Source organism: Pseudotabrizicola alkalilacus, from assembly GCF_003443995.1.
GTDB lineage: Bacteria > Pseudomonadota > Alphaproteobacteria > Rhodobacterales > Rhodobacteraceae > Pseudotabrizicola > Pseudotabrizicola alkalilacus.
Window position 1 is genome coordinate 65,565 of sequence record NZ_QWEY01000009.1, and the last position, 21,797, is coordinate 87,361.

At 60.9% G+C, this 21,797-nt stretch carries 19 protein-coding genes; 7 read left to right on the forward strand and 12 right to left on the reverse strand.

Annotation, left to right across the window (positions count from 1 at the left end):
* Positions 1 to 187 precede the first annotated feature (187 nt).
* From rpsO to pheT, 5 genes are all read left to right on the forward strand, one after another.
* On the forward strand, positions 188 to 457 hold the full coding sequence (gene rpsO, locus D1012_RS15580; RefSeq protein WP_118154278.1) for a 30S ribosomal protein S15: 270 nt from the start codon (positions 188 to 190) through the stop codon (positions 455 to 457).
* A gap of 180 nt (positions 458 to 637) precedes the next feature.
* A complete protein-coding gene (locus D1012_RS15585) occupies positions 638 to 1,252 on the forward strand; it encodes a DUF6932 family protein (protein ID WP_147335715.1) in 615 nt (204 codons plus the stop codon).
* Positions 1,245 to 2,195 (forward strand): hypothetical protein, encoded by a 951-nt coding sequence (locus D1012_RS22500; protein WP_147335716.1) that lies wholly within the window; start codon positions 1,245 to 1,247, stop codon positions 2,193 to 2,195. Before D1012_RS15585 ends, D1012_RS22500 begins: the two co-directional genes overlap by 8 nt.
* Positions 2,196 to 2,365: 170 nt before the next feature.
* Positions 2,366 to 3,445, forward strand: coding sequence for a phenylalanine--tRNA ligase subunit alpha (gene pheS / locus D1012_RS15600; protein WP_118154290.1), 1,080 nt, complete (start codon positions 2,366 to 2,368; stop codon positions 3,443 to 3,445).
* Between the two features lie 310 nt (positions 3,446 to 3,755).
* On the forward strand, positions 3,756 to 6,164 hold the full coding sequence (gene pheT, locus D1012_RS15605) for a phenylalanine--tRNA ligase subunit beta (protein WP_118154293.1): 2,409 nt from the start codon (positions 3,756 to 3,758) through the stop codon (positions 6,162 to 6,164).
* A gap of 64 nt (positions 6,165 to 6,228) precedes the next feature.
* On the opposite strand, the gene D1012_RS15610 is transcribed toward pheT, so the two are convergent.
* From D1012_RS15610 to D1012_RS15645, 8 genes are all read right to left on the reverse strand, one after another.
* On the reverse strand, positions 6,229 to 6,903 hold the full coding sequence (locus tag D1012_RS15610; protein WP_118154296.1) for a DUF1523 family protein: 675 nt from the start codon (positions 6,901 to 6,903) through the stop codon (positions 6,229 to 6,231).
* 7 nt (positions 6,904 to 6,910) lie between these two features.
* Positions 6,911 to 7,189, reverse strand: a complete 279-nt coding sequence (locus D1012_RS15615) for a hypothetical protein (protein WP_147335717.1) — start codon at positions 7,187 to 7,189, stop codon at positions 6,911 to 6,913.
* Positions 7,186 to 8,544, reverse strand: coding sequence for a DUF6638 family protein (locus tag D1012_RS15620; RefSeq protein WP_118154303.1), 1,359 nt, complete (start codon positions 8,542 to 8,544; stop codon positions 7,186 to 7,188). Before D1012_RS15620 ends, D1012_RS15615 begins: the two co-directional genes overlap by 4 nt.
* Complete coding sequence (locus D1012_RS23255; RefSeq protein WP_118154306.1) at positions 8,541 to 9,020, reverse strand: endonuclease domain-containing protein; 480 nt, start codon at positions 9,018 to 9,020, stop codon at positions 8,541 to 8,543. Before D1012_RS23255 ends, D1012_RS15620 begins: the two co-directional genes overlap by 4 nt.
* 148 nt (positions 9,021 to 9,168) lie before the next feature.
* Positions 9,169 to 11,097 (reverse strand): ATP-binding protein, encoded by a 1,929-nt coding sequence (locus D1012_RS15630; protein WP_118154309.1) that lies wholly within the window; start codon positions 11,095 to 11,097, stop codon positions 9,169 to 9,171.
* A gap of 9 nt (positions 11,098 to 11,106) precedes the next feature.
* Entirely contained in the window at positions 11,107 to 12,237 is a 1,131-nt protein-coding gene (locus tag D1012_RS15635) for a hypothetical protein (protein WP_233517148.1), read from the reverse strand.
* Positions 12,238 to 13,311 carry a coiled-coil domain-containing protein gene (locus tag D1012_RS15640; RefSeq protein ID WP_118154312.1) on the reverse strand — a complete coding sequence of 358 codons (1,074 nt, stop codon included), beginning with the start codon at positions 13,309 to 13,311 and terminating at the stop codon, positions 12,238 to 12,240.
* Between the two features lie 281 nt (positions 13,312 to 13,592).
* Positions 13,593 to 15,050 (reverse strand): aldehyde dehydrogenase family protein, encoded by a 1,458-nt coding sequence (locus D1012_RS15645; protein ID WP_118154315.1) that lies wholly within the window; start codon positions 15,048 to 15,050, stop codon positions 13,593 to 13,595.
* A gap of 282 nt (positions 15,051 to 15,332) precedes the next feature.
* On the opposite strand from D1012_RS15645, the gene D1012_RS15650 reads away from it, so the two are divergent.
* Positions 15,333 to 15,989 (forward strand): peroxiredoxin, encoded by a 657-nt coding sequence (locus tag D1012_RS15650; protein ID WP_118154318.1) that lies wholly within the window; start codon positions 15,333 to 15,335, stop codon positions 15,987 to 15,989.
* 54 nt (positions 15,990 to 16,043) lie between these two features.
* On the opposite strand, the gene D1012_RS15655 is transcribed toward D1012_RS15650, so the two are convergent.
* Together D1012_RS15655 and D1012_RS15660 are read right to left on the reverse strand one after the other, a co-directional pair.
* Positions 16,044 to 16,316 (reverse strand): DUF6525 family protein, encoded by a 273-nt coding sequence (locus tag D1012_RS15655; RefSeq protein WP_354002046.1) that lies wholly within the window; start codon positions 16,314 to 16,316, stop codon positions 16,044 to 16,046.
* Entirely contained in the window at positions 16,316 to 17,518 is a 1,203-nt protein-coding gene (locus D1012_RS15660; protein ID WP_118154324.1) for a GTP-binding protein, read from the reverse strand. The genes D1012_RS15655 and D1012_RS15660 overlap by 1 nt, the downstream gene beginning before the upstream one ends.
* A gap of 123 nt (positions 17,519 to 17,641) precedes the next feature.
* Here D1012_RS15660 and D1012_RS15665 point away from each other — a divergent pair, with 123 nt between their 5' ends.
* Positions 17,642 to 18,832 (forward strand): hypothetical protein, encoded by a 1,191-nt coding sequence (locus D1012_RS15665; RefSeq protein WP_118154624.1) that lies wholly within the window; start codon positions 17,642 to 17,644, stop codon positions 18,830 to 18,832.
* Positions 18,833 to 18,874: 42 nt separating this feature from the next.
* Here D1012_RS15665 and D1012_RS15670 read toward each other — a convergent pair whose 3' ends face one another.
* Together D1012_RS15670 and pnp are read right to left on the reverse strand one after the other, a co-directional pair.
* Positions 18,875 to 19,468, reverse strand: coding sequence for a L,D-transpeptidase (locus tag D1012_RS15670; RefSeq protein WP_118154627.1), 594 nt, complete (start codon positions 19,466 to 19,468; stop codon positions 18,875 to 18,877).
* A 168-nt stretch (positions 19,469 to 19,636) separates the two neighbouring features.
* Complete coding sequence (gene pnp, locus D1012_RS15675; RefSeq protein ID WP_118154327.1) at positions 19,637 to 21,778, reverse strand: polyribonucleotide nucleotidyltransferase; 2,142 nt, start codon at positions 21,776 to 21,778, stop codon at positions 19,637 to 19,639.
* Positions 21,779 to 21,797 lie beyond the last annotated feature (19 nt).

Below are 21,797 nucleotides of genomic sequence, written 5' to 3' on the forward strand. Positions count from 1 at the left end.
GGCGGCAGAATCTGCGCGCATCGTTAACGCCCCGCGCCAGCCGCCAGACCCGCCCGCCGCACAGCAGGGCTTTCCTTTGCCCGGATTTTCCCCTATACGCGCGCATCCCCCGGGTCTGGGGGGCCCATGGTCTTGCTGGACGACATCCCGGCTCGCACCTTCACCCTTCTGCACAAGGAGACATCCGATGTCGATCACCGTCGAAGAAAAAGCCCGCCTGATCAAGGAATACGCCACCAAAGAGAACGACACCGGCTCGCCGGAAGTTCAGGTGGCCATCCTGTCGTCGCGCATCGCGACCCTGACCGAGCATTTCAAGAGCCACAAGAAAGACAACCACTCGCGTCGTGGTCTTTTGATGATGGTTGCCCAGCGCCGCAAGCTGCTGGACTATCTGAAAGGCAAGGAAGAGGCCCGCTACACCGCCCTGATCGCCCGCCTCGGCCTGCGCCGCTGAGCGGTTTCAGCTAAGGTTGAGCCAGCGCCCGCCCCGAAAGGGGTGGGCGTTTTGCGTTTGGGGGTGAAATGCGGTGCGATGACAGCGGCTGTACTCATGTTAAGCGGTGATCAACATCGAACGAGATATCTTTGGACACTCGCGCTCCTTTAAGGCTAGGCTTTAAGGCTAGGCTTGTAGATGAGAAAACAGTTCGAGTTATGTATGCCCATTCCTGATTTTGCAGAGCATGGGGCATTGCCGCCCTTCATTTCAGGGCATGCGACTGATCCGAACGCACGTTCACCTTATCAAGCAACCATGTTCGAAGTGGTTGATCGTTTTTGTAACTCTCCAGCACGCGCCCAACTTCTCAAGGGCCTCAACGCGTATCGTAAGCATCTTCATGCTGGGGGCTTCACGTCGGGAACCCAATGGATAGATGGGAGTTTTGTAGAGAATGTTGAGGTCCTACGAAGACGAGCACCAAACGACATCGATGTCGTTACTCTATTCACCCGCCCGCTAAGGTATCAACTCGACGCTAGTGGCTGGGCGAGGGACTTTGAGAAACACATCTTCCCAACCTACTTCGACACCAAAATTATGAAGCCTAGATACAAATGCGACACCTACCCGATAGATCTTGATGCAGTGCCGCGAGCAGTGGTCAGGAATACAATCTATTGGCATGGACTGTTTAGCGACATGCGTGAAGCAAATACAAAAAAGGGAATAGTTGAAATCCCTCTCGCTACTGATGTGATGGAATTTTCCGCCATTGAGCAAAAAATAGGGGGTAAGTTCGATGTCTGACCTCCAAAGAATAGCCGATCTTGAGCTTCAACGGCAAGAGCTAACGGTTCTCATAGAGGAGTCGCGGAATGATGGCGACATTGTTGGACAGGTTAGCTTTTCGACACGTCTGCAAGCCGTAGAAGAGGAAATAGGTGCATTAAGAAAGGGCGACGCGAAGATTGCGGAAATTGCGCTCCTATTTGACGGTTCGCCAGTCGATGGGTGTCGATCTATTGATGCAGATTTTGCAACGAAAGCCCTTCATCATTTTCAATCTATCGTTACTCGCCTCTTTTCTGCGAACCTTCGTGGTGAGCTGGCTGCACGTGGAAAAATACGAGGAGGAGACCTTGCTGCGCTGAACATTCGCGGCGTCGCAACAGGATCATTTGGGTTTATTCTGGAAGAAAAAGATGCTTTGCAGTCCAGTGTAATAAAGACTCCGATAAGAGAGGCGCTTGAAGAGGCTGCATCCCTCTTTGATGAGTTTACGCAAGAAAGTGATTACGACTTCTTGATCGATGTTGGTGACATCAATCCAAGAGTATTTAAAGCGCTGGCTCAGTTTTTTGGACATCTAGAAAAGAACGATGCTTCGCTTAAAGCTAATCTTCCTGATCGACAGCTTTCTTTTGATCGTGCAGGAATAGAGAGAGCATATAGAAGAATATCAGATACTAATGTGAAGATTGATCCAGTCACATGGGTTGGGACGCTTGTTGGGCTTTCCCCAATCAAGAGAACTTTTGACTTCATGCAGGATGGTACCCAAGAAATAATTTCTGGAAAGTTCAGCCATCAAGTAAGTCAGGATTATCTGGAGCGCATTAAAGGAGACGAAGGTATAACTCTCGGAGGCAAGTTCTCCGCTAAAATCGAGATTGGCACAATTAAGAAGCCAGATGGATCAACAAGCGTCAGCTACACTGTCACAGATCTCGTTCAGAAGAAAAGCGAGTGAGTTTTTCGAATGATGCCTGCTCAACCCTTAACAACACCTTAACCCCCGCACCCTAACCCCTTGATAACCCTCACTCCACCCCCTTGTAACACAGTGGGCACCACGCCTGCCCCTTGCATCCGCGCCCCCTTACCGCTAACCCAAATCCGCACACTCCAGGGGGACGCGACATGGACCTGACCAATCTGCGGGGCAAGTATATCGAGGCCGTGGCCGGGGCGGCGTCCGAGGCGGCGCTGGAGGAGGTGCGGCTGGCGGCTCTGGGTAAGAAGGGCGAGATTTCTGCCCTGATGGCGACCCTCGGCAAGATGGACCCCGATCAGCGCAAGGCTGCCGGGGCCGCGATGAACCTGTTGCGCGACGAGATCGACGCCGCCCTGCGCGCCCGTAAAGTCGGCCTCGCCGACGCTGCCCTCGATGCGCGGCTGCGGTCTGAATGGCTCGACGTGACCCTGCCGGGCCGTCCGCGCCCGCGTGGCACCATCCACCCGGTCAGTCAGGTGATGGAAGAGCTGACCGCCATCTTTGCCGACATGGGCTTTGCCGTGGCCGAGGGGCCGCAGGTGGAAAGCGACTGGTACAACTTCGACGCCCTGAACATCCCGCCGGAACACCCGGCGCGGCAGGAGCATGACACCTTTTTCATGCACAGGGCCGAGGGTGACAATCGTCCGCCCCACGTGCTGCGCACCCATACCAGCCCGGTGCAGATCCGGGCGATGACCGAGCAGGGCGCGCCGATCCGGGTGATCGCGCCGGGCCGGGTTTACCGCATGGACATGGACCAGACCCATACCCCGATGTTCCATCAGGTCGAAGGTCTGGCGATTGACCGTGATATCTCGATGGCCAATCTGAAATGGACGCTGGAAGAATTCTGCCGCGCGTTTTTCGAGGTGGACCGGGTGGAGCTGCGGTTCCGCGCCAGCCACTTCCCCTTTACCGAACCGTCGGCCGAGGTCGATATCCGCTATTCGGTGGTGGGTGGCCAGCTGCGCATCGGTGAGGGCGACAAGTGGATGGAGATCCTGGGCTCCGGCATGGTGCACCCAAAGGTGCTGGCCGCCGCCGGGGTGAACCCCGATGAATGGCAGGGCTTTGCCTTTGGTCTGGGCATCGACCGGATTGCCATGCTGAAGTACGGCATCCCCGACCTGCGCGCATTCTTTGAGTCCGATCTACGCTGGCTGCGGCACTATGGCTTTGCGGCGCTGGATATGCCTGATCTGGCAGGCGGGCTCAGCCGCTGACCGCTTTCACAGCGGATGCAGACCCTCGGTCGCCGTTTGTATGCCCTGTGACGACAAGACAAGGCAGAGTGCGGCGATCCCGATCATCAGGATGAGGGGCCAGGGGTTCCTGACCGTGTGGTTCTTGGGTTTGGTGAGCATCGGGTCCATCATCTGACCGGGTCTACAGGACAGGCTCAGCAAGAATGTGGCGAACTGCCCCCCTGTGGCGCGACAGCCCGTTTCCAAACCGGAAACCCCTGCCGCCCCGCTTCCCCTTTGCCCGGCTTTGCGCTAAGGCCAAAGGCAATAAATCCAAGGGACGACCGCGATGAAATTCACCCTCTCCTGGCTCAAGGATCACCTCGACACCGAGGCTTCGCTTGATGACATTCTTTACGCCCTGACCGATCTGGGGCTGGAAGTGGAAGAGGTGGTGAACCCCGCCGCCAAACTCGCGCCGTTTACGATTGCAAAGGTGCTGGAGGCCACGCAGCACCCCGATGCCGACCGGCTGCGGGTCTGCCGGGTGCTGACCGATGAGGGCGAAAAGCAGATCGTCTGCGGTGCGCCGAACGCGCGGGCGGGCATCACGGTGGTCTTGTGCAAACCGGGTGATTACGTGCCGGGCATCGACACCACATTGGGCGTGGGCAAGATCCGGGGCGTTGAATCGCATGGCATGATGGCGTCTGAGCGTGAGCTGGAGCTGTCGGACGAGCATAACGGTATCATCGAGCTGGCCTCGGGTGAGGTGGGGGACAAGTTCATCGACTGGCTGGCCGTGAACCGGCCCGGCACGGTGGACCCGATGATCCATGTCAAGGTTACCCCGAACCGCCCCGATGCCTTGGGCGTGCGGGGCATTGCGCGCGATCTGGCGGCGCGGGGCTTGGGCACGCTGAAGCCGCTGACCGTTCCGCAGATCGACGGGCAGTTCGACTGCCCGGTGGTGGTGCAGATTGACCCGGCGTTGAAGGCAAAGGGCTGCCCGCATTTCGCCGGGCGGCTGATCCGGGGTGTCACCAACGGGCCTTCGCCCGACTGGCTGCAACAGCGATTGAAGGCGATCGGGCTGCGCCCGATCTCGGCGCTGGTGGATATTACCAATTATTTCACCTTTGGCCTGAACCGGCCTTTGCATGTGTTTGATGCTGCCAAGGTGCAGGGCACCTTGTGCATTCATCCGGTGGCTGGGGGGGAAGAGTTGCTGGCGCTGGATGGCAAGACCTATACCCTGCGCGCCGGGATGATGGCGATTTCCGACGGCGTGGGTGTGGAATCGCTGGCCGGGATAATGGGCGGTGAGGTGTCTGGCTGCACGCCGGAAACCACGGATGTGTTCCTTGAGTCGGCGTGGTGGGATCCGATCACCATTGCGGCCACGGGCCGTGCGCTGCGGATCAATTCCGATGCGCGCTACCGGTTCGAGCGTGGGGTGGACCCCGAATTTACCCTGCCGGGGCTGGATCTGGCCACGCAGATGGTGCTGGACCTGTGCGGCGGCACGCCAAGCCACCTTGCGCAGGATGGTGCGCCGATTGACACCGCCCGCAGCTATCGCCTGAACCCGGCGCGCGTGATCTCGCTGGTGGGGATGGATATTCCCGAGGCCGAACAGCGTGCCACGCTGGAGGCTTTGGGCTTTACGCTCAACGGCGATATGGCCACGCCGCCAAGCTGGCGGCCTGATGTGCTGGGCGATGCCGATCTGATCGAAGAGGTCGCGCGTGTGGCGTCCTTGACCAAGCTGGTCGGCAAGCCGCTGCCTCGGGTTAATACTGGCGTGCCAAGGCCAATCCTGACGCCGCTGCAACAGCGCGAGCGGACGGCGCGGCGCACGATTGCGGCTTTGGGCTATAATGAATGCGTGACCTACAGCTTCATTGATGAGGCTGCGGCGAAGCTGTTCGGCGGCGGCGATGATGCGGTGCGGGTCGACAACCCGATCTCGTCGGAGATGAGCCATTTGCGCCCCGATCTGTTGCCGGGCCTGTTGCGCGCAGCGGCACGCAATCAGGCGCGCGGGTTCATGGATCTGGCGCTTGCCGAGATCGGCCCGGCGTTTTCCGGCGGCGAGCCGGGGGAGCAGCATCTGCAGGCCGCCGGATTGCTGATCGGGCAAACCGTGCCACGCGACCCCTTTGGCAGCCGCCGCCCGGTGGATGTGTTTGACGCCAAGGCCGATGCCGAGGCGGTACTGGCCGCACTTGGCGCGCCCGCCCGGGTGCAGATCACCCGCAAGGTTGCGGGCTGGTGGCACCCTGGGCGGTCTGGCGTGATTGGCCTTGGCCCCAATATCATGGCGAGTTTCGGCGAGGTTCACCCCAAGGTGCTGGCCGAGATGGGCATCAAGGGCACCGCTGTCGCCTTTACCGTGCTGGTTGCCAACATCCCGTATCCAAAGACCAAAACCCCGACCCGCCCGGCGCTGAGCATCAGCGACCTGCAAGCGGTGGACCGCGATTTCGCCTTTGTGGTCGATAAGGGGGTTGAGGGGCTGACTGCGGTGAACGCGGCGCTGGGGGTTGACAAGGTGCTGATCGAGTCGGTGCGGATCTTTGACCAGTTCACCGGCGACAAGGCCGAAGCGCAGATGGGGGCGGGCAAGAAATCCATCGCTCTGACCGTGCGGCTGCAGCCGACGGACAAGACCCTGACCGAGGCCGAGATCGAGGCGGTGTCGGCCAAGGTGATCGAAAAGGTGACCAAGGCCACCGGCGGCACTCTGCGCAGCTGATCCTGAACACAGCAAAAAGCGCCGCGCAGCCCTTGCTGCGCGGCGCTTTTGTATCAGTGGCCCCCTATTTGCGCGACTTCGCCCGCCAGGTCGCCAGCCATGCGCTGATCCGGCCAAAGAAGCCCTTGGCCCGGTCGCGCGCGGCATCGGCGCGGGCATCAACGGACTCCCAGACCTCACCTGCGTCGGTCAGGGCCGGATCAATCGTGCGCTCGCGGAACTGGGCCCACATGCGCCACAACAGCAGCGTGACAAGCCCAAGGAACACAAAGAAAAAGATGTTGAACCATGGGATGATGGTCACGTCCGGCCCCTCGACCGGGCGCACGGCGACCGCGTTCGGAAAGATCGAGAGCAGCTCGTTGCGCCAGCCGTAATGCGTGACCACGGCCCATTTCGGAGCCTCGGCATTTGATTTCAGGTCATCGGCTTCGGTCTGCAGGCTGGCCGTGTCGAACTTGAAATAGGGCGGCCAGCGCCAGCCGGTGTCTTCGTTGCGGTAAACCATCGGCCGGCCATTTGTGCGGATGGACTGGATGAACTGCACATCGCGGTTCACCAGCGTTCCCGCCTGATCATCCGGCTGTGACCAGAAGATGCTGGTCCAGTCGTTCAGATCCTGCCGCTCCTGATAGGTGCCGACGATCCGCACCACATCATGTTGCGGAAGCGTGTAATGCAGCCATGACCCAAGGATCACAAAGATGACGGCCCAGAAGGCCCATTTGACATATCGCATCACATCCTCACGCGTAATTCACCAGATATAGGAGCAGGCCGATGGCAATGAAAGGCAGCACAATCACGCCCCACAGCAGTTTCCGGCGCAGACTGCCCTCATAGGCGTGCATGCCCTGTTCGATAAACGCCTTGCGCGTCTCCGGGCTGGCATCTTCGGGCGGGGCGGCATCCCATTGCTTTTCCAGCGTTTCGCGGCGCAAGGATCGGGAGTAGATCAGCAAGGCCCAATAGGCGACGGCGGCAAACACCGCCCAGAACACCATCAACCGCAAGAACCCAATCATCCGCGCCCCCTTGCCGCGCCCCATGGCCCGGTCACCGGGCCAAGGTCACGTGCGGGCTTGGGATCGGGCCTGTTGCGGTCCTCCATCCCCGGTTCCGGTCCGAACAGAGCAGTGCGCGCGCCCTGTTTGTCGACCACATATTCGCGTTCCAGAAAATCGGCCACATACTGGCGTTTGCGGTCTGACCAGCGGGCATAGCTGGCATAGAACAGCTCTTTGTGCACGATGAACATCTGCCGCACGTCCATCGGGGCCAGCTCCGACAGCAGCATGTTGACCAGATCGCGGTCTTTATGCGCCCGCGCGCGCAGGGTGTAGAAATAGGCCGGATGCTCGCTGGTGATGCGTGGCCAGGTGCCCCCGGCTTCGATCCAGCGCAACAAGGCGGCAAGGCCCTGAAACTCCATCGGCAGGCTGGTGCCAAGGCGGTGCGCGATGCTGCGCAGCTCGGTGCGCCGCGCGTCGCCGATCTCAAGACCCAGCGTATCGGCGGCTTCGACCAGAATGAAATCCATCTTCTGCCGGATCACTGCTGCCGCATCCATGCCGCGCGCCTGAACGATCGGCTCTGCCAGCTGGTTGCGTTCCAGCCAGTCGGCGATCTGGTTGCGGTTGGTCAGATCGAACACCGGCGCAATCGGCACCGGCCCCAGGCTTTCGCGGGGCAGGGTGGAGATCACGGCGGGAAAGCTCACGTCGCGGAAGACGTAAAGCCCGCCGAAATGGCTGGTCCAGAAATTCGGCTGCTCAAAGCTCATCTGCGGCAGATGGATCGGCACCCGCGTCACATCGCCGGTTTTCCGGGCCAGCGTGATCATCTCGGCGATCAGCAGATCGTCACGCCAGCCATCGGACTCCTGCCGGAACCGCTCGATCAGCTTTGCCAGCTTGCCCGCATCGGCCACATGCCCGCCGATGGTATCCGCCTCGACCGTGATGCGGCGGATCTCCAGCAGCTTGGCGGGGGTAGAGATCTCAAAGACCGAATTCTGCAACTCTCCGGCCACCGCATCCCGTGCGGTCAGGGCAAACAGCTGCGCTTCGTTGGTCTCGATGAACTGCCGGATGATGCCGCGACTGGTGGAGAACCGCGCGTTCAGCAGAGGGGCGTGCTTTTGCGCCGTGGTCAGCAGGATGAATTGACGGTTGGCCCCGTTGGGGTTGAGGTAAAGGTCATCCCCCAGCTCGGCCCCGATTTCCGGCGAATAGCCGGAAATGTCGATGTGGAAATCGGTGAGGCTGGTTTCCCGCCCGCACAGATGCTTCATCGCCCGCTTGTAGCGGTCAACAAGGGCGGGGGAGGTTACTTCGATCAGATTGCCGAACATCAGGCCTTTGGCGATGAGGCGTTTCATGGTGTGTTCCCTTCGGGCGGGGAGAGCGTGGCGGGTGACGCGCCACTCGCCCTGTCAGCCCTGCGCAGTCCTGATCGCTGAGCGCCTCCCTCCCCCCTTGTGGGGGAGGGCTGGGGTGGGGGGGCGTCGGGCACAGACGGAATGTGATCAAGGACCATCTGCATCACACCCTCTGCATTCCCGTCCACCTCAGTGTTCCAGACCCTCAGAACGGTGAACCCCTGCGCATTGAGCCATTGATCGCGCGCGAAATCCTTTGGACCGCCGTGACCACCGCCATCAATTTCGATCACCAACCGTCGGCCCAGATCAGAAAAATCCGCGATGAAAGGTCCGATCGGCGCTTGTCTGCGGAAGTGCAGCCCCAGCATCCGGTTCAACTCGCGCAGCTTGGCCCATAGCTTGCGTTCCTGCGGTGTCATATCCGCGCGCAACCGGCGGGCGTGTGTTCTTGTCTGCGGGTGAATTCCGCTCATGCGAAGCGCCCCTTGTCAAAGGCCCCCCACCCCAGCCCTCCCCACAAGGGGGAGGGAGGGCCAGGGCGTCCGACGCTGGCGCATACACAAACGGGGTCAGCGCCTCCCCTCCCCTTTGTGGGGAGGGGCTGGGGGGGTGGCAGGTTCATCACCCCTTCCCCTCCAGATACCGCCGCTTCGCCTCTTCCGTGCGCTGATAGTCCCGCACCATCGCCTCAATCGCCACTTCATCCGACTTGTCGGCATAGCGGAATTCGGAATCGGCGTAGCGGTTGACCTCCTGGATCACCATATCCACGGTGATCGGGGTCATCAGGTCGCGGATCATGGCCAGCTTGTCGTCGTAGGGTTTGAACAGGAACAGGTCGGGCGTTTCCATCCACGCGTCGGGCAGTTCAAAGTCCATCGCCCGCACCTTCACCGCGTCGGTGATGTTCTTGATGGCGCGGCCGGTGAAGCGCGGGTCGGCCTGTTGGATCGCTTTCAGGTAGCGGCCGATTTTGGCGATGGTATCCAGCGGGCCGATGTCGGTGGCAACCTTTTCCCAAACCCGGAGCAGCCCGTCTTCATGCGGATGGGCGTGGCCCGCAAAGCTGGCCGAAACCGCCTTTTTGATTTCCTGCGCGGCAAACAGATCGTGGTCGCCCACGGGGATGGCGTGGTTCTTGCCCAAGAGCAGCGACAGGATGTCGATGTAATCGTCCTGCGTCTGGGGGCCGTCGACCAGGAACCGCGCGCCTGCGCGCTGGCGCAGGGCGTCGTCGACATTTTCGGGGTAGTTCGAGAACATGCCAAAGGTACAGTTGCCGCGCACCACCGTGCCCGCCCCGGCAAAGGCCTGCATGAACACCGCCGTCACCTCTTGCTGACCCGCCGAGGATTGCCGGTCGCCGCGTTTGCCTGCGACCTGATCAATATCGTCAATGGTGCCAAAGCCGATCACCGACGGATCGAGCACGGTGTCGATGAAGGCTTTGGCGTTCTGGCCGGATTTGCCCTGATAGCTGTCGATCTGGTCAATCGAGAAGTTCTGATAGCGGAACGGATAACCCGCGACCGTGCAATAGTCGTTCAGCAGCCCGGCCATCATCTGAATCAGCGTGGTCTTGCCAGTGCCGGGTTTGCCATCGCCCATGAAGGTAAAGATGAAGCCGCCCAATTCGGCAAAGGGATTCAGCTTGCGGTCGAAATCATAGGCCATCAGCATCTTGGCCAGCCGCAGCGACTGGTACTTGGCGATATGGTTGCCGACCACCTCATGCGGTTTCTTGAACTGCATGGTGATCGCGCTGCCCTTGGTCGCGCGGGCGGGTTTGAACCCGGCGATGGTCAGGCCATCCGCCTCGACCTTCCAGCTGGCGCCGGTAAAGGCCTCCAGCCGGGCAGCAGTTTGCGCGCGCAGGGCCACCTTTTCCATCAGGGCTTCGGCAAAGCCGGCGACGGTGGCGGCAAGGCGCGGCTCATCGGTGGCAAAGGTGGCGATGTCCTGATCCAGCTCCCACAACACCCCTTGCAGGGCGAGCGGGGCGTTGTCGGTCAGGATTTCATCGACGGTGCCCACCTCGACCGTGGTGCTGCCCAGATGCGGCGCCAGCAGAAAGGCGGTGGCGTTGGCAAAGGTGTAGAGCACCAGCAGCGCCTCGGCCGCCAGCAGTTCGGTGAATTCCGCGCGTTTGAGGTCGGGCAGGCGGCCCTCCAGATTGGCTTTTTTCAGCTCTCCCAAAGGGGATTGCGCGGCAAAGGTCTCCCCCATGGCAAGCGAGATCGCAACGGCGCGGCGCAGCGCGTGCAGGACTGAGGCCTGCGCGGGGGAGACAAGGCCATCTGACCCCGACTCCACCCGTTCCACAAGGCGCACACCACCGGGGCGGGTCGTGGGGCGGGTCACCAGACCCGGCGTGGTGGAGCGAAACCGCGGGCGGCTGCCCAGGCCGGGGGAGCGTTCTTCGACCCGGTCGGGGGTCATCGCTTTGCCCAAGCGGGGCGCGTGATCAAACCCGGTCAGCAGGGCAAGCGCCGCGTCATACTGGGCGCGGATCGCGTCTTCTTTCAGTTCCATCGTGTCGCGTGTCGACATGGGGCCCCCTTACCGTGTTGCAATGATGCGCCCGCCTGCGCCCACCACGAATTTACGCACATCCCGAAAGCCGGGCGGATTCAGTTCGGCCAGAGCTTGAAACGGTTGTTCGGGCAATAGCACCATCCGCTCCATCCGCGTTGTGCCGGTTTCGGCGCCCTTGCCGGCAAACGGGTCGAGAGCAAAGATCTGCCGCTCGACTGTGCTGAACCAGCCCTCCTTGACCTGCTCTACCCGGTCCGCACGCAGGTCTTCGACCGTCCAGACCAGCGCCCAATCCTGCCCTTCGGGCGCGCGGGCGGTGGAGAGCACGTCGGAAATCGGCCCCGATTGCAGGGTAAAGCTGTGCGAATACATCGGGCCAAGGTGAATGCGGCGCAGACGTTTGGGGTGCAACGTGGAGAAATCTGTATCGAACCCCTGCGCGATGGTCAGCAGTTTCAGCCCTGCGGTGGACTGCGCCATCAGGTGATGTTGCGCCTGTGGCCAACGGCTGTCATCACTGGGCAGCGGGCGCTTGCCGCTGTCCTCTAGGTCCATCAGATAGATGACGGGCAGGTTGACCTGTGTGTCATAGACCGCCCAATGCACCAGATAGCGGCGGCGGCCGTTGCGATCTTCGATCCATTGCGCGTCAGGGTCGTTGCGGGCGAGAAACAGCCCGCCCTGCGCCAGAGCCTCATAGTACAGCCGCTGCGACAGCGCGAATTGCAGATCGGTCGGCAGGGCCAGATCGCCCACGATCCGGCGGATCATCCGGTCTTTCAACTCGTCGACCGAGGCGCTGCCGGACAGGTGCTTGTCGACCTGCGCGGCATCGACCGCCATCATCATCAGCTCCTGCGCCACCGGAAAGCCGCTTTCGTGGCGGTCAAAGGTCAGGCGCAAGGCCGAGTCGCTGCGGCCGGTCATCAGATACTTGAACGACAGCGCCCGGAATGTGGCGGCAACGGCGGTCAGATACCGCCCCAGCACGCGCGCCTCGGTCCGGGTCAACATGCCTTCGGCTTCCAGCTCGCCCGCGACCCGGCCCAGATGGCCGGAGATGCGGTCAAACTTGGCGAAATAGCGCCGCGCTACAGCCGTGTCATAGAGTTCCGCATGGTCCTGCGTCAGCTGTTCCTTGACCTCGTTTGCCACTTATTCCCCATATGCATTCTTGTCGTGTTTTTCGACAATCGCGGCAAAGCGGCGGTTGAAACGCTCATCCGCCTTGGCCTTTTGCTCCAGGATCTTGCGGGCAAAGACCATATGGCCTTCGTGCGCCTCCAGCATCCCGGCCATGCGGTCATTGGTGGCCGAGCCGATCGCGGCCATGGCGGCCTGCGCCTCTTGATCCGTCTTGACGCCGATTTCGTTGATCCGGTGCGCAACATCCTGCTGCTGCGCGGTTTTCAGACTGCTGGACAGGGCGTCATACAGGACCACGCGCTGTTTGGTGTCGGTCTGCAGCTTGTTGATCAGCACCAGCTGGGTTGCGGCCTGATTTTGCAGGCTGTCCATCCAGGTCTTGCCCTTTTCGATATAGCGCTCCAGCGTCTGGCTTTTGGCCAACTGCACCTGTTCGTCCTGCACCAACGTGTTGAATTTGGTGTTGATCTCGGCAAGCTGGGTTTCCAGTCTGGTGCGCATGGCGGCGTCCTGCTCGACGCTGATCCGGTTTTCCAGATCAATGATCATCGGGTCCATCCCGCCGATTTCGGCGCGCACAGCTTCCAGCGCGCCCACTGTCTGCTCGCGTTCGACCAGCGTTGCCGACAGGTTTGATTCCACGCGCTCTTTCTGGCCATTCAGCAGGTCAAGCTGGCCTTGCAGCAGTTTGACGATCACATCCGATTTGGCGATCAGATCCTGTAGCTTGTCGTCAATGCTGGCGGTGCGCATCCGTTCTTGCCGCATCGATTCCGATTTGGCGTTGCTGAAGATGCCGATAAAGCTCTCCATCCCGGTTTTCGACCGCATCTCGTCGAAATCCTTGGAGAATGCCTCGGTTACATCGTCCAGTCCCATGATCAGTTCGGCGATATTGGCGTTCATCAGGTCGGTGTGCTTGTGCACATCCTCCAGTGTCGCGTTTTCGATGTCGATGGCGGGCTCGTCCTGATCCAGCTTTTGCCGGGCCACCTCGATCCGGCTGGTTACCGCGCTGATCTTGGCTTGTGCTTCGGCCACTTGTTTCTGGCTTTCAAGAATTTGCGCATTGAAATCGGCCATGATGCCCTCCGCTGGACTGTGCCACAGTGTTCATATGGGGAATGTAAATTGTAATTACATTCCCCGCTACGGGGAAATTCGATCAAAGAATGACAGGACTCGCGCCACCTACCCCAGATGTCAGACATTGCCATTCTTGCCGCAGTCGATGCCGGACGCCAAGAGCTTATCACCGTGAGACACCTGCATATGGTTGCCGGGCAGACTGCGGGCAGCAATGCAAAGGTCCGGGGGGCAGCCCCCGGACCTTTCAGTCTTCACATTATCGGAACACCCGAAGCCTACTCTGCCGCGTCTTTCCCGGCGAAATCGTAGCCAGAGATTGATTTGGCTTCGAGAAACTCCTCCAACCCCCATATTCCGCCTTCACGGGCGCGACCTGATTGCTTGACGCCGCCAAAGAACGAGCCTGCGCCCCGCGACTCGCCGTTCATCTCGACCATGCCAGCCTTCAGCGCATGGCCCAGACGGTTTGTGCGAACGCGATCGCTGGACTGCACATAGTTGGTCAGGCCATAGGGCGTGTCATTGGCAATCCGGACCGCTTCTTCCTCGGTCTCGAACGGTATGATCGCCAGCACCGGGCCAAAGATTTCCTCGCGTTCGATGGTCATGCCGGGTTTGACATCGGCAAAGACCGTCGGTTTGACATAAAAGCCCCGGTTGAAGCCTTCGGGCAGGCCAGGGCCGCCCGCAACCAGCCGCGCGCCCTCATCAATACCCTTCTGGATATAGCCCTGAATCTGCTCCCACTGGCGCTTGTTGACCACCGGGCCGACATGCGGGCCAGTCTCATGCGCCGGGCCGACCGGGATGCTGCTGGCCACTTCCGCAGCCTTTGCAACGGTCTGGTCATAGACGCTACGCTCTACCAGCAGGCGCGACGGTGCGTTGCAGGACTGGCCGGTGTTTTCCATCATGCGCCGCACGGACCATTCGACGGCATCTGCGCGGGCATCGGCGAACAGCAGATTCGCGCCCTTGCCACCCAGTTCCAGCGTCACCCGCTTCAGCGTCTCAGCCGCGGCTTTGGAGATCGCCTTGCCCGCCCGTGTTGATCCGGTAAAGGAAATCATCTCGACATCGGGGTGGGTGGAAAGCTGGCTGCCGACGCCGGCCCCGTCGCCGTTCACCAGATTGAACACGCCCGGCGGAATGCCGGCATCATGGCAGAACTCGGCAAACAGCATCGCGTTCAGAGGGCTTTCCTCCGACGGTTTCAGCACACAGGTGCAGCCGGCCAGCATGGCGGGGATCGCCTTCAGTGCGATCTGGTTCACCGGCCAGTTCCATGGCGTGATCAGGCCGACCACACCGATCGGCTCCATCACCACGGCAGAGCCGGGGGCTTGCGGGCCAAGCGGGCGGACCCATTCGAGGTGCTCAAACGCCTTGAGGAAATTCTGTGTGTGCCATGGCAGGCAGGGCGCCTGTTCCTCCAGAGCAAAGTCGATTGGCGCGCCCATTTCCATCGAAATGGCTTCGGCAAATTCCTGCAGACGCGCGTTGTACTGATCGAGGATCGCGGCCACCAGACGGGCGCGCTCTTTCGGCGGGGTGGCGGACCAGCCCGGCAAAGCCGCCTTGGCCGCAGCTACCGCCGCATCTGTATCGGCCTGATCGCCGAGCGAGATCACGGCGCAAGGCTCTTCGTTCGAGGGGTTGATCACCTGATAGTCGCGGGGGGTAGCCGGGGCGACCCAATGACCGTTGATGTAAAAATCGCGCTTCGTCAGCATGGTGGTGCTCCCGTTGGAAATTTGATCATATGGTGGACCGAGGGGGAGGGGTCTGCAAGTAACTTTGCGACAAGGTGGGTCGTGAGGATGCCGTGATCAGATCATTCCTGCCGACGGCATGGTCAGTGCCGTGTTTTGTACGCCACTGCGCGGACAGAACAATTTTATCGTCAGACGGGGCAGCCGCAGTCTGTTGTTCCCATTTTGCGCAACATCTTCGCAGGGGGATGAAATGTCGTTCCGAAACGACTAACTTTACCCGGACAAACGAAGGAGTCGTCCATGTCGATCCGTATCAATGACATTGCCCCTGATTTCACCGCCGACTCGACCGCCGGCACCATCAATTTTCATGACTGGCTCGGTGGCAGCTATGCCATCATTTTCAGCCACCCGCGCGATTTCACGCCGGTTTGCACCACCGAATTCGGCGCAGTGGCCCAGCTTGCCGGTGAATTTGCCAAGCGCAAGACCAAGGTGATCGGTGTTTCGGTCGATTCGGTTGCAGATCATGGCAAATGGGTGCGCGACATTGCCGCCGTTGCCGGTGCGCCCGCCGATTTCCCGATCATCGACGATACCAGTCTGACCGTGGCCAAGGCCTATGACATGCTGCCGGCCGAGTTCTATCTGCCGCAAGAGGGCCGCACCCCGGCCAATACCGCGACCGTGCGCACGGTCTATATCATCGGGCCGGATAAAAAGGTGCGGCTGACCATGACCTATCCGATGTCGGTGGGGCGGAACTTTGCCGAGATCCTGCGCGCGCTCGATGCGGTTCAGGCCACCGATGGCGTGCCGATTGCCACCCCCGCCAACTGGGTGCCGGGGCAGGATGTAATTGTGGCCCTGTCGCTGAACGACGAGCAGGCCAAGGAAAAGTTCGGCGAACTGGACATCAAGCTGCCCTATCTGCGCTTTGCCAAACAGCCGGTCTGATCGCAGAGCTATCATGACAAAAGGCCCCGGATCACCTCCGGGGCCTTTTGCAATTCAAGGACTTGTCTGCTGCGGATAGTCAATGCCCCAGACCTGCGCCGCTTCGCGCCGGAGCGTCGCGCGTTCGGCGGCAGACAGTCGAGCAAGGGCGGCCTGCGGGCAGCCGCTTTCGCGCAGGGCGCGGGTCCATAACCTGCGCAGCGACGTTGCGCTCCATGGCAAAGCGGCCTGCGCCGCCCATTCCCGCACCGGCGCGGGCAACCCGTCATGGGCGGCCATCGCATTGCCAGAGCGCCAGCGGGCGCGGGGAGAGGTCAGATTGCGCATCATGCCGCCTGTTGCCGCCGCCAGGTCGGGAACGGATCGGGCAGATCCGCCCAAAGCTGCGGGTTGTAACCTGCCGCATCGACCAGAGCCGCATCCAGTGCCGCTGTCAGCGCCGCCTGATCCAGACCTGCCCCGATGAACACGATCTCTTGCCGCCGGTCGCCCCATGGCTCCTGCCAATGCCGCGCCACCTCGGCCAGTGCGTCCGGATGGGTCGGCCACCGCTCCCGCGGGACCGAGGCCCACCAGCCACCCAGAGGTGTGACCGAAGACACCGCCCCGGCCAATGAAAACTCGGCCACCCAGTTCGGCCGGGAGGCCAGCCAGAAGTGCCCCTTGGCGCGGATCACGCCGGGCAGATCGCCATTGAGCACCGCATGCACCTTGGCCGGGTCAAACGGGCGGCGGGCGCGGTAGACAAAGGAGCTGATTCCGTATTCTTCGGTTTCCGGCGTGTGATGCTCAAAGCCGTAGAGTTCCTTGGCCCAGAGCGGGTGTTCCTGCGCGCGCTCGAAATCGAAAAGCCCGGTGCCAAAGATCGCATCGGCATCCACCCGGCTGTGATCCGCCTCGATCAGCCGCGCGTCGGGATTCAGCGCGCGGATGATCTTGCGCGCGGCGTCCACCCGTTCCGGACCGGCATCGCTGCATTTGTTCAGGATGATGACATTGGCAAATTCGATCTGGTCGGTCAGCAGGTTGACCAGCGTGCGTTCGTCGCCTTCGCCCATCACCTCGCCCCGGTCGGCCAGAAAGTCATGGCTGGAAAAGTCGTGCAGCAGGTTGATGGCATCAACCACTGTCACCATCGTATCGAGGTCCGCGACATCGGACAGGCTGTTGCCCGCCTCATCCCTGAAATCAAAGGTGGCGGCAACGGGCATGGGTTCGGCAATGCCGGTGGATTCGATCAGCAGATAGTCAAACCGACCCTCATCCGCCAGCCGACGGACCTCGATCAACAGGTCATCGCGCAGGGTGCAGCAGATGCAGCCATTGGTCATTTCCACCAGCTTTTCCTGCGTGCGGGACAGGTCGGCGCCCTCACGGATCAGGTCGGCGTCGATGTTCACTTCGCTCATGTCGTTGACAATGACGGCAACGCGGCGGCCCTGACGGTTGTTCAGCACATGGTTCAGCAACGTGGTCTTTCCGGCGCCCAGAAAGCCCGAGAGAACGGTTACGGGAAGGCGATCACGCATGGCTACTCCTATATGTAATAACATAACGTATCTATAGGAGGTGACGCGGCGTCTCAAGTCAAATTAGTTGAACGATGTTCAAGCATGCGGTACTCACTGTGAACAGCGTTCATGGAGTTTCAGATGCACACATTGGCCGACACCAGACAGCTCGCGCTGGACGGAATCATTACTGCAGAACAGGCGCGGATCATCGACTCCCGCGCACGAGAGGCGATGGTGGCAATGGGCATCAACACCTTGCTCTGCGCCGGAATCATTGCCGCGACGCTGGGCACCATCTTCTGGCTGTCCAGTGCGCCCGCCGTTGCCATCTTTGGCTCAGTGCTGCTGACGGCGGGCCTGCTGATTCTGGCTCGCGCGGGCGCTCTGTACCGCATGTTCGGCAATGCCGCCGCGTTGATCGGGGCAGGAATGCTGATCGGCGGGGCCGGGATCGAGCTGGTGGACAAGTATTACGACACGGCACCCTGGATCATGCTTCCGGGCGGCGCTGTTGTCGCGCTGATCGCAGCGCGGGCGCTGTTGATGGGCGGGTTGACGACGCGCTTTGTGCAGGGCGCGATCCTGCTGATGGGCATCGCGCTGCATCTGGCCGGTCTGGGTGTGCTGATGGAGCAATCGCAGGCCAACGGTTCGATGGTGGCGGTGGCCTATGGTTACACGGCGGGGGTGCTGGCGCTGGCGGGATGGACCACCGATGTCCGCCTTGTAACCGCACTCGGCATCGTGCCCTTTGCTCAGATGCTTTCCACCGGGACGAGTTATTTTCACGCGGCTTATGTCTTCATGTCACCCGAACCCACGCTTAGCATTCTGCAGATGGCGGTGCTTATGGTGGCAATGATCTGGCTGGGCAGCCGGGTGGAGGAACGGACCGGACGGCATACCCGCATCCTTGCCACCATGGGATTTATCGTGGCCAACCTCTGCGCTCTGGTCGGGTCGCTCTGGGGCGATGTGGTGGGGGAGACGTTCTGGGGGCCGGGCTATGACTGGACCAGCGACATGACTTATGAGCAATACGATGCGGCACGTCAGGCTTATGAGGCCAGTGCGCTGGTGATTTCGGCCAATGCCTACTCAGTCCTCTGGGCCATTGCGCTGGTTGCGATCATCGGCTGGGCGGCGCAGACTCACCGCCGCGCCCTGTTCAACGCAGGTGTTACTTTTGCGGCGATCCACGCCTATACGCAGATGTTCGAAAGCTTTGCGGATGAGCCGCTGGCCTATGTGATTGGTGGTTTCGCGGCGATCCCGCTTGCCTGGGGCATGTGGCGGCTGAACCATTGGCTCGGCACCCGCAGCGCCTGAACAGTGCGAAAGGCCGGCCCCGCAACGGGCCGGCCCTTTGCGTCAGGCCGCGGCGCGTTTGGAATAGAGCACGACATTGGCGCCGATCGGCACCATGTCATAGAGCTGTTGGATATGGGCATTGACCAGACGCACGCAGCCATTCGAAACAGCCGAGCCAATCGTCCACGGCTCGGGCGTGCCATGGATGCGCAGGAATGTATCGCCCCGCTGCTCGTCAAACAGATACAGCGCCCGCGCGCCCAGCGGGTTGCCGGGGCCGCCGGGCATGCCATCGGCATATTTCGCGTATGCGCCCGGGTTACGTTCAATCATGCTTTTGGTCGGTGTCCAACTCGGCCACTCTTTCTTGGCACCGATGGTAAAGCGGCCCGCCTCATACAGATCGCCTCGCCCGACGCCGACGATGAACCGCAGCGCAACCCGGGGTTCCAGCAGCCAGTACAGCGAAAAGGTATTCGGATCGACCAGCAGCGACCCCGGCTCGAAGGTGTCGCGCAGGCGCACGATCACCGGCTCATGTTCTGGTGGCACCAGATAGGTGTCGAGACTGGGTTTGGTCTGGGCGATCGCCGGGCTGGCCAGCAGCGCGGCCGAAGAGGTCAGAAACAGGCGGCGTGTCAGGTCGAACGGCATAAACATCATTCCCGGTAAGTGTTGCGCTACGTTCTCTGCAGATATGATTCGAGGGAAGCCACTGTGACCATAATCACGCGCATGTGTAGCCTTTTGACCCCAATCGGGCCTGAAAATCAAAAAGCCCCGGCACATGCCGGGGCTTTCTGCGGGTCATGACCGGGGCGATTAGGCCTCGGACGACTCTTCTTTCTTTTCAGCGACTTCTTCGCCGGTTTCCTGATCGACCATCTTCATGCCAAGGCGGACCTTGCCACGGTCGTCAAAGCCCAGAAGTTTGACTTTCACTTCCTGGCCTTCTTTCAGGATCTCATTCGGGTGGGTCAGACGCTTGTTGGCGATCTGGCTGACGTGAACCAGACCGTCACGCTTGCCGAAGAAGTTCACAAACGCGCCGAAATCGACCAGTTTGACAACTTTGCCGGTGTAGATGCGGCCCTCTTCCGGCTCTGCCACGATCGAATAGATCATGTCATAGGCGCGTTTGATGGCGGCTGCGTCGCTGGAGGCGATCTTGATGATGCCTTCGTCGTTGATATCGACCTTGGCGCCCGAAAGCTCAACGATCTCGCGGATGACCTTGCCGCCCGAACCGATCACTTCCCGGATCTTGTCGGTCGGGATCTGCATCGTCTCGATCTTCGGCGCATACTGGCTGAACGCCTGCGCCTGCGTCAGCGCCTTGGCCATTTCGTCCAGAATGTGCATCCGGCCATCTTTCGCCTGCGCAAGCGCCTGCTCCATGATCGCGGGCGTGATGCCGGCGACCTTGATGTCCATCTGCAGGCTGGTGATGCCGTTGGCGGTGCCCGCCACCTTGAAATCCATGTCGCCGAGGTGATCCTCGTCGCCAAGAATGTCGGTGAGAACGGCATATTTGCCGTCATCTTCCAGGATCAGACCCATCGCCACACCGGCGACCGGGGCTTTCAGCGGAACGCCTGCATCCATCATCGACAGCGAACCGCCGCAGACCGATGCCATCGAGGACGAGCCGTTGGACTCGGTGATCTCGGACACGACACGGATGGTGTATGGGAAGTCGGTTGCTGCAGGCAGAACCGCCTGAAGCGCGCGCCATGCCAGTTTGCCATGACCGATTTCGCGACGACCGGGCGGGCCGAACCGGCCCACTTCGCCGACCGAGTAGGGCGGGAAGTTATAGTGCAGCAGGAAGTTCGACCGCGAGTTGCCGTGCAGGGCGTCGATGATCTGCTCATCTTCGCCGGTGCCGAGCGTGGTCACGACCAGCCCTTGGGTTTCGCCACGGGTGAACAGCGCCGAGCCATGGGTCCGCGGCAGGATGCCGGTTTCCGACACGATCGGGCGCACAGTTTTGGTGTCACGTCCGTCAATCCGCGCGCCACCGTTGATGATGTCGCCGCGCAGGATCGAGCTTTCCAGCTTCTTGATTGCCGAACCGAGGTTCTCATTGGCAAGGTCTGCTTCGGCCAGAGCGCCTTTGATCGCCGAGACAGCAGCAGAGATTGCATTGGTGCGCTCTTGCTTGTCCTTGATGCCGAAAGCGGTGCGCATCTGCGCTTCGCCTGCGGTTTTGACCTTGGCATACAGCTCCGAATAGTCGGCGGGCTGGAAGTCGAACGGTTCTTTGGCGGCTTCTTCGGCGAAGTCGATGATCAGGTCGATCACCGGCTGCATCGCCTCGTGGCCGAATTTCACAGCACCCAGCATTTCGGCTTCCGACAGCTCGTAGGCTTCGGATTCCACCATCATGACGGCGTCTTTGGTGCCGGCGATGACCAGATCGAGGCGTTGATCCGGGTTGTTGCGCAGGTTCTGCATGTCTTCGACATCAGGGTTCAGCACATATTCGCCACCCGAGAAGCCGACGCGCGCGGCACCGATCGGGCCCATGAACGGCACGCCGGACACGGTCAGCGCGGCGGAGGCGGCGATCATGGCGAGGATATCGGGCTCATTGACCAGATCGTGGCTCAGCACGGTCACGATCACCAGAACTTCGTTCTTGAAACCATCGACGAACAGCGGGCGGATCGGACGGTCGATCAGACGCGAGGTCAGCGTTTCCTTTTCCGAAGGACGGGCTTCGCGTTTGAAAAAGCCGCCCGGAATTTTGCCGGCGGCGTAGTAGCGTTCCTGGTAGTGTACGGTCAGCGGGAAAAAGTCTTGTCCCGGCTTTGCCTGTTTGGCAAAGGTCACGTTGGCCATGACAGAGGTGTCGCCCATGGTTGCGATCACCGAGCCGTCGGCCTGACGGGCAACCTTGCCGGATTCCAGTGTGAGGGTTTCTTTGCCCCACTGGATGGATTTACGAGTCACGTTGAACATCTATCGTTCCCTATATGGA

Coding starts and splice junctions, on each gene's coding strand:
- pheT (WP_118154293.1), top strand. CDS start 3,756: ATGAAATTCACCCTCTCCTGGCTCAAGGATCACCTCGACACCGAGGCT.
- pheS (WP_118154290.1), top strand. CDS start 2,366: ATGGACCTGACCAATCTGCGGGGCAAGTATATCGAGGCCGTGGCCGGG.
- D1012_RS15620 (WP_118154303.1), bottom strand. CDS start 8,544: ATGAAACGCCTCATCGCCAAAGGCCTGATGTTCGGCAATCTGATCGAA.
- D1012_RS15610 (WP_118154296.1), bottom strand. CDS start 6,903: ATGCGATATGTCAAATGGGCCTTCTGGGCCGTCATCTTTGTGATCCTT.
- pnp (WP_118154327.1), bottom strand. CDS start 21,778: ATGTTCAACGTGACTCGTAAATCCATCCAGTGGGGCAAAGAAACCCTC.
- D1012_RS15665 (WP_118154624.1), top strand. CDS start 17,642: ATGCACACATTGGCCGACACCAGACAGCTCGCGCTGGACGGAATCATT.
- D1012_RS15640 (WP_118154312.1), bottom strand. CDS start 13,311: ATGGCCGATTTCAATGCGCAAATTCTTGAAAGCCAGAAACAAGTGGCC.
- D1012_RS15585 (WP_147335715.1), top strand. CDS start 638: ATGAGAAAACAGTTCGAGTTATGTATGCCCATTCCTGATTTTGCAGAG.
- rpsO (WP_118154278.1), top strand. CDS start 188: ATGTCGATCACCGTCGAAGAAAAAGCCCGCCTGATCAAGGAATACGCC.
- D1012_RS15660 (WP_118154324.1), bottom strand. CDS start 17,518: ATGCGTGATCGCCTTCCCGTAACCGTTCTCTCGGGCTTTCTGGGCGCC.
- D1012_RS23255 (WP_118154306.1), bottom strand. CDS start 9,020: ATGAGCGGAATTCACCCGCAGACAAGAACACACGCCCGCCGGTTGCGC.
- D1012_RS15650 (WP_118154318.1), top strand. CDS start 15,333: ATGTCGATCCGTATCAATGACATTGCCCCTGATTTCACCGCCGACTCG.
- D1012_RS15670 (WP_118154627.1), bottom strand. CDS start 19,468: ATGCCGTTCGACCTGACACGCCGCCTGTTTCTGACCTCTTCGGCCGCG.
- D1012_RS15645 (WP_118154315.1), bottom strand. CDS start 15,050: ATGCTGACGAAGCGCGATTTTTACATCAACGGTCATTGGGTCGCCCCG.
- D1012_RS22500 (WP_147335716.1), top strand. CDS start 1,245: ATGTCTGACCTCCAAAGAATAGCCGATCTTGAGCTTCAACGGCAAGAG.
- D1012_RS15630 (WP_118154309.1), bottom strand. CDS start 11,097: ATGTCGACACGCGACACGATGGAACTGAAAGAAGACGCGATCCGCGCC.
- D1012_RS15615 (WP_147335717.1), bottom strand. CDS start 7,189: ATGATTGGGTTCTTGCGGTTGATGGTGTTCTGGGCGGTGTTTGCCGCC.
- D1012_RS15655 (WP_354002046.1), bottom strand. CDS start 16,316: ATGCGCAATCTGACCTCTCCCCGCGCCCGCTGGCGCTCTGGCAATGCG.